The organism is Micromonospora sicca (genome assembly GCF_003172935.1).
GTDB lineage: Bacteria > Actinomycetota > Actinomycetes > Mycobacteriales > Micromonosporaceae > Micromonospora > Micromonospora sicca.
Genome location: NZ_QGKS01000234.1, coordinates 1 through 7,347, shown reverse-complemented (window position 1 = coordinate 7,347; position 7,347 = coordinate 1). Strand labels below are relative to the sequence as shown.

The 7,347-nt window shown below is 76.0% G+C and carries 4 protein-coding genes and 1 pseudogene; all 5 read left to right on the top strand.

Features of this window, described 5'->3' with window-relative positions; genetic code table 11:
* Positions 1-122: 122 nt before the first annotated feature.
* Positions 123-1,484, top strand: coding sequence for a hypothetical protein (locus DKT69_RS39825; protein ID WP_236647956.1), 1,362 nt, complete (start codon positions 123-125; stop codon positions 1,482-1,484).
* A gap of 210 nt (positions 1,485-1,694) precedes the next feature.
* Positions 1,695-4,247 carry a fibronectin type III domain-containing protein gene (locus DKT69_RS16405; RefSeq protein WP_438361840.1) on the top strand — a complete coding sequence of 851 codons (2,553 nt, stop codon included), beginning with the start codon at positions 1,695-1,697 and terminating at the stop codon, positions 4,245-4,247.
* 32 nt (positions 4,248-4,279) lie between these two features.
* Positions 4,280-5,275: an AAA family ATPase gene (locus DKT69_RS16400; RefSeq protein ID WP_109802417.1), complete on the top strand. Its 996-nt coding sequence runs from the start codon at positions 4,280-4,282 to the stop codon at positions 5,273-5,275.
* 3 nt (positions 5,276-5,278) lie between these two features.
* Positions 5,279-6,433 carry a DUF58 domain-containing protein gene (locus DKT69_RS16395; protein ID WP_109802416.1) on the top strand — a complete coding sequence of 385 codons (1,155 nt, stop codon included), beginning with the start codon at positions 5,279-5,281 and terminating at the stop codon, positions 6,431-6,433.
* 71 nt (positions 6,434-6,504) lie between these two features.
* Positions 6,505-7,347: pseudogene (locus tag DKT69_RS16390) on the top strand (transglutaminase domain-containing protein); the annotation flags it as partial.

Below are 7,347 nucleotides of genomic sequence, written 5' to 3'. Positions count from 1 at the left end.
CGCCGCGGCCGGTCCCCGACCCGCCGTCCCCGGCGAGTCGGCCCTCTGCAACGGGGGCCGCCGCGGGCGGAAGCGAGCAGCAGCAGCCGGGCACCCCGGCGCCCGGCTGGGCCAAGCCGACGGTGCAGGTGCAGCAGATCGCGCCCCTGCTGCGGGAGGAGGCAGACTGGGCCGCCGCGGCGGCACCGACCCCGCCGCCAGCCCCGCCGATCGTCACTCCGCCGGCCCCGCCGGTCGCCGGCCCGCCGGTCAGCGCCCCACCAATCAGCGCTCCACCGGTAGCCACGCAGCCTGCCAGCGCACCGCCGTTCAGCCCGCCCGTCAGCGCGGCGCCCGTCGGCACGCCGCCCCTGAGCACTCCGCCCGTCGCCGGCGTACCCGCGAGCGCCCCGCCGGCACCGACCCAACCGATCAGCGGCCCGCCGGCCTCCTTTCCGCCGGTGAGCGCGCCGCCGACACCCGCGTACTCGGTGAGCGGGCCATCCGGTGCCGGCCCGGCGAACCCGTACCCCGCCGGGCCTGGCGGCCCGAGCCACCCGGTCAGCGCGCCGCCCACGCCCGCCTACCCGGTCAGCGGCCCGCCGGGGCACCCGGCGTACCCGGTGAGCGGACCACCCGGCGTGGACCCGGTGAATCCGTACCCCGGCGGGACGGGTCACCCGGTGGGCCCGCCGCCGGTGAGCGGGCCGCCGGCCGTGGCCCCGGTCAGCGCGTCGCCCGTACCGCTGTGGGGGTTGACCGCGCCGCCGTGGAGCAGCGCCGCGCCGCCGCAGCCGCTGGACCCGCCGGCCGACGTGGCACCGGACCCCTCGACGGAGGACGCCGACGAACCGGACCGGCATCCGCTGCCCGGGCCCGCGCCGGCGGCCGAGTCCGCCGCCCCGGCACCGCTGCCGGTCTACGACGACCTGCTGGAGTTCCCCGAGCCCCGGCAGGCCGACCCGGCGCCTGGGACGGAGGCGTACCCGGCGCAGGGCGGGTGGCCGGCGGTGCCGGCGCCGTTCCACCAGCCGCCCGCGTACCCGCAGGTGGAGGAGCCCGAGCCGGGCGGCCGCAACCGCGCGGTGATCGCCGTGGCGGCGGGCGTCGCGGTGGTGGCGGTGGCCGCCGTGGTCGGCGTGGGCGCGGTGCTGCTCAACCGCGACGCGGCGCCGGCGCCCGCACCCGGGCCGACCCGGGCGAAGCCGGTGGCGACCGGCGCGCCCCCGGGTGACCTGCGGCTGCGCGACGACACCACCACGATCACCATCACCTGGACGGACCCGACCGGCGGCGGCGTGCCGTTCATGGTGGCCGGCGGCCGGGCCGGGCAGAAGCTCGGGGTGATGGCCACGGTGGACCCGGGGCAGACCAGCTACACGGTCAACGGGCTGAACGGGAAGCTGGACTACTGCTTCACGGTGCTCGCGGTCTACTCGACGGACACGTTCGCCACCTCGGGTCAGGTCTGCACCGACCGGGAGGCCGCCAACCCGCCGGGCTGACCGACGGTCCACCTGCAACACGCTGGGTGTCCACAGCGGGACGGTGCGGGTTCCCCCGCGTCGGAGCGGCCCATATGATGTCTCCCGGCTCTGGGGAGGGCCGTCGCCGCACGGCACGTCTCCCCGCACCGACACGGGAGGCAGCCGGCAGTGGCCACCATCGAGGACGTCGCGAGCACCGGGGTGGACACGCCCCGACCCCGGTCCCGGATGCGGGGTGGGCTGGTCACCGTCGGCACCGTGGCGGCGTTGCTGGTCGCCATGGGGCTGACCGTCCTCGGGCTGGGCGCCGCCGACAACGCGGTCGCCAACTACGACGCGAGTTCCTGGCTGTGGAGCACCACCCGCAGCGAGCTGGCGCGGGTCAACGGGGTCACCGCGCGGGTCGACACCCGGGTCGAGGTCCCCGGCGCCCGGCGACACCAGGTGCAGGTCACCCAGACCGACCGGCTGCTGATCCTGCGCGACCTGAACACCGGCCAGGTCAGCTCGCTGGACCTGGCCACGCTCCAGATCACCGCGACCACTCCCACCACCCCCGGCTTCGGCGTGAACGTCGCGCTGCACGAGGACGCGGCGTTCGTGGTGGACGCGGTGCAGGGCATCGTGCGGCAGCTCGACCCGCGCTCGCTGACCCCGGTGGGCGAGCCGGTGCGCTACCCGCCGGGCATCACCGGCGGGTCGTTCGACGGCGAGGGTCGACTGTGGATCGCGGTGCCCAGCGAGGGCACGGTCTCGGCGATCACCGTGGCGGAGCTGCCCGCCACGCCGGGGGCCGCGCCGCCGGCGGGCCTCAGTCCCAAGCTGGTCCAGACGTACGACGTGGCCGAGCCCAGCCACGAGCTGGCGGTCTCCACCCTGGACGATGGTGTCGCGGTGCTCGACCGGACCTCCGCGTCGCTGGTGACGGTCCGGGGTGGCCGCACCCAGCGGGCCGACCTGGCGATGAAGGCCCCGGGCGCCCTGCCCGCGCGGACCACCGGTCCCCAGGTGCCGGTCACCGTGGCCGGCGAACGGCGGGTGCACGTGGTCCGCGACGGCGGCGAGGTGCGGCAGTTCACCGTCCCGGGCGCCGGTGACCGGCTCAGCCCGGCGGTGGCCTGGGCGGACCGCTTCTACTGCGCCGACGAGGCGACGGGCACGGTGTACTCGTTCGACGCCGACGGCAAGCTGGTCGACACCATCAAGGGCTCCGGGGCTTCGGGTCCGTTGGAGCTGGAGGTGCGGGAGAACCACCTCTTCATCAACGCGCCGAACTCGGCGACCGCGCGGGTGGTGGACGACAGGAACCAGGTGCGCGAGGTCAACAAGTACGCCAACGACGTGCTCGGCGGCGACCCGCCGCCGGCGCCCCCGCCGAAGAAGCCCCGGGTGGGCAAGCCGAGCGCGCCGCGCGCCGTCACCGCCGCGGCCGGCAACGCCTCGGCCCGGGTGAGCTGGCGGCCGGCCGCCGCGAACGGCGCCGAGATCACCAGGTACGTGGTGGAGGGCGCCGACCAGCGCCACGAGGTGGGCGCCAACCAGCGCGCGGTGGAGATCACCGGGCTGACCAACGGCGAGACGTACACGTTCTCGGTGCACGCGGTCAACGCGAAGGGCGACGGGCCGGCCCGGAAGAGCAACCCGGTCACCCCGACCGCCGCGGTGCCCGACCCGCCGGCCGGCGTGACCGCCGAGGCCCGCCCGGACGGCACCGTGCTGGTGAAGTGGCCCCCAGCCAACGGCCAGGGCAACACCATCGCCCGGTACGCGGTCACCACCGCCTCGGCCGGCGCCACCGCCCCGGCCGGCGAGTCGACGAAGACGGAGCTGGTGATCCCCGCCGGTGAGCTGGAGTACGGCACCCAGTACGCGTTCACCGTGGTGTCGGTGAACGACAAGGGCGCCGGGTCGGCGGCCTCCCCGGTCAGCAACACCGTAGTGCCGTTCACCGCTCCGGCCGCGCCGGCCGACCTGCGGGCCACCACGGTGGCCGACCAGCCCGGCACGATCGCGGTGCAGTGGTCGCCGGCGGTGGAGAACGGCCGCCCGGTCACGAAGTACCTGGTCGACGCCGGCGGGAAGACCAGTGAGGTGACCGACGTCCGGACCACGGTCAGGGGGCTCGGCGACGGGCAGAACGTCACGGTGAAGGTGAAGGCGGTCAACGAGGCCGGGCCCGGCGCGGAGGCGTCGACGACGGCCCGGACGGTGGCCGCACCCCGGATCACCGTGACCGGCTCGTCGGCCGACGCGACCTCGGTGACCGTGTCGTTCACCGTGGACGCAGGCGGCGGCAACGCCACCTGCTCGGCCGCCACCGGCGGGCGGACCGCGAACGGAAGCTGCTCCAGCCTGCGGGTGACCGGGCTGACGCCCGGCACGGCGTACACGGTGACGGTGACCGCCAGCAACGCGGCCGGCAAGGGCACCGCCACCCGCGCCCAGCCCACCGACCCGCTGTACGGCGTGGCCACCTGCACCAACGGCGCGTCCGGCCCGGAGGCGACGTACTGCAACGCGGACGTGGACGGCCGCAACGGCAACGAGGTCTTCTCGGTGCCGCAGCAGCTCAACGCCAAACAGGTCGGCTGGGCCAAGCCGGGCACGCGGCTCAAGGCGTACTGCAAGAAGCAGGGCGAAGAGGTCTACGCCTACATCTACAACGACAACAAGCGCAGCACCTGGTGGGTGCAGGTCGACTACTCGGGACGGAACTACATCCCGTGGGCCTGGCTGAACCTGGAGGGCGGCGACAACATCAACGTCCTGCCCACCTGCTGACCGCGCCACCCAGCCGAGGAGCACTCGCGCACGTGAACACCCCCGAGCCGCTCAACCAGACGGAGGTGCAGGGCTTCGCCGCCCTCGCCGCCCGGCTGGCCGAGAACGTCAACGCGGTCGTGCTGGGCAAGCCACAGGTGGTCCGGCTCGCGCTGACCGCGCTCTTCGCCCAAGGGCACGTCCTGCTCGAGGACGTGCCCGGGGTCGGTAAGACCACGCTGGCCCGGGCGATCGCGGCCACGGTCAAGGGTCAGTGGCGGCGCATCCAGTTCACCCCCGACCTGCTGCCGTCGGACGTCTCCGGGGTGACCATCTTCAACCAGGCCACCCGCGGCTTCGAGTTCCACCCGGGCCCGGTCTTCGCGAACATCGTCATCGCCGACGAGATCAACCGGGCGTCGCCGAAGACCCAGTCGGCGCTGCTGGAGGTGATGGAGGAGCGGACGGTCACGGTGGACGGCGTCCGGCATCCGGTGCCGCAGCCGTTCCTGGTGGTGGCCACCCAGAACCCGGTGGAGATGGACGGCACCTACCGCCTTCCGGAGGCCCAGCTCGACCGGTTCCTGGTGAAGCTCTCGGTGGGCTACCCGGACGAGGCGGTCGAGGTGGAGGTGCTGCGCGGCGCCACCGTCCGCTCCCCCGATTCGCTGAGCGCGGTCACCGACACCGCCACGCTCGGGGAGATGGTGCGGATGGCCCGCCGGGTGCACATCGCCGAGCCGCTCTACACGTACGCGGTCCGGCTGGCCGCGGCCACCCGAACCCATCCCCAGGTGCGGGTCGGGGTCAGCCCCCGGGGCGTGATCGCCTTGACCCGGGCGGCGTGCGCGTACGCGCTGATCGACGGGCGGGGCTGGATCATGCCGGAGGACCTGAAGGCCCTCGTCGAGCCGGTCTTCGCGCACCGGCTGCTGCTCACCCCGGACGCGCAGGTGCGCGGGGTGACCGCCGCCGAGGTGCTGCGCCAGGCGGTCGCCTCGGTGCCGGTGCCGCTGCCGTCCGGTCAGCCCGCCCCGGTGCACGGCTGAGCCGTGGGGATCACCGCCCGTGGTGTCGGGCTGCTCGTCGCCGCCGTCGTGCTGCTCGGCGTGGGCATCCGGTACGCGTATCCGGAGCTGACCGTGCTCGGCGCGGCGGCCGCCGTCGCGGTCGGGCATGCTCTGGTCACCGCCGCGTGGCGGCCGCGGCTGGCGGTGGAGCGCAGCGCCGACCCGGACCGGGTGGCCCGCGGCGAGCCGGCCAGCATGACGCTGACCGTACGCAACACGGGGCGGCTGCGGGCGGCCAACCTGGTCGCCGAGGACCGTTGTGGGGCGGCGCTGGTGCCGGTGCCGCTGCTGCGGCTGCGTCCCGGCCGGGACACCACGGTCCGCTACGACGTGCCGACCCGCCGCCGGGGGGTGGTGCCGGTCGGTCCGCTGCGGGTGACCCGGCGTGACCCGCTCGGGCTCGTCGCGTTGGCCCGCCCCTACGGGGGCACGGTGCCGGTCTGGGTGCACCCGCGCATCCATTCGCTGCGCGCGGTGCCGACCGGGGCGGGGCGCAGCCTCGACGGCCGCACCGACAGCGTGCCGCACGGCTCGATCACCTTCGACTCGCTGCGTGAGTACGTGGTGGGCGACGAGCTGCGCCGGGTGCACTGGCGCACCAGCGCCCGGGTCGGCGAGCTGATGGTCCGGGAGAACGTAGACACCAGCCTGCCCCGGATCGTGGTGGTGCTGGACAACCGGGCGGCCGCGCACCCGGAGCGGGTGGGCGGGGTGGCGGAGTCCTTCGAGTCCGGTTGCGAGGCGGCGGCGTCGGTGGTCGCCGCCGCGGTCCGGGAGGACCTGCCGGTGAGCCTGCTGCTGGTCGTACCCGCCGACGGGGATCCGGCCGGCGCCGGCGGGCCGCTGGACCGGCTCGCCGCGGTGGAGCTGGCCGACGGCGGGGACGACGTGCTGCGGGCGGCGATGAGCCGGTTGCGGCAGGACCGGCTCGGCGACACGCTGGTCTTCCTCACCGGGCCGGGTGGCCGCGGGGATCTTGGGCACGTCGGCGCGCTGCGCGGGGCGTACCCGTCGGTGCTGGTGGGGGTCCTCGGGGTGGCGGAGCCGACGCCGGCCGGCGCGGCCGGCCTGCTGGTGGTGGACGCGGCGGACGGCGCGGAGTTCGCGGCCGAGTGGGACGGGGTCCGCCGGTGGTGAGCCTGGCGCCGCCGCGCGACGCGGACGCGCCGGCCGGACCGCCGCCAAGGCAGGGGTGGCGCGGTGGGGCCGTGACGCGGGTGCTGGGCGCCGTGCCGGTGCCGCTGGCGCTGATCACCATGATCGTCCTGGCCGGCGTGGTCCTCGACCGGGTGTACGCGGGGTCGCTGCTGACCCGCCTGCTGGTCGGCGCCGCGGTCGGGTCGGTGCTGGTCAGCGTGGCCGCCCGACGGTTGGCGTCCTGGCTGGTCGCGCCGCTGTCGGTGCTCGCCCTGGCCGGCTGGACGGCGCTGGCGCTGCGGTTGGCCGCCGCGCACGCCGAGCTGCCGGGGAGCCTCGGCGCGGTGACCGCGGACGCCGCCCGCAACGCCATCCCCCGGCTGTTGACCGCGATGATCCCGGTCGAACCGGCGCCGGACACGGTGCTGCTGCCGCTGGTCGCCGCCTGGCTCGCGGGCCTGGCCGGCGCGGAGGTGGCGCTGCGGGCCGGCCGGGTGCTGCTCGGCTACCTGCCGCCGGCCCTGCTCTACGCGGGCGCGCTCTACGTGGTCGGCCCGAACGCGCAGCCGGCGATCTGGCCGACGGTGGCGTTCGCGGCGGTCGCCGCGGTGGGCCTGGCGGCACCGTCGCGGCGGGACGGACCGGAGACCGGCGACCCGTCGGCCGGCCTCGCCCCGGCGGTACGCGCCGCGGTCCGGGTCCGGCTGCTCGCCGCCGGCGCGGCGGGGGTGGCCGCGGTGGTCGGGCTCGCCGCCCTGCTCGCCCCGGTGGTGGCCGGTCAGGTGGACGACCGCCCGGCGGACCCGCGCCGGTACGTCGAACCACCGCAGGTCGAGTCGCTGGACGAGAACCCGCTGATCCGGGTCTCCGGCTGGGCGTTGAACCCGGACCAGCGGCTGCTGGAGGTCCGCACC

What these genes read in the sequence shown, in the direction of transcription:
- DKT69_RS16405 (WP_438361840.1), top strand. Translation starts at nt 1,695, where the DNA reads ATGCGGGGTGGGCTGGTCACCGTCGGCACCGTGGCGGCGTTGCTGGTC.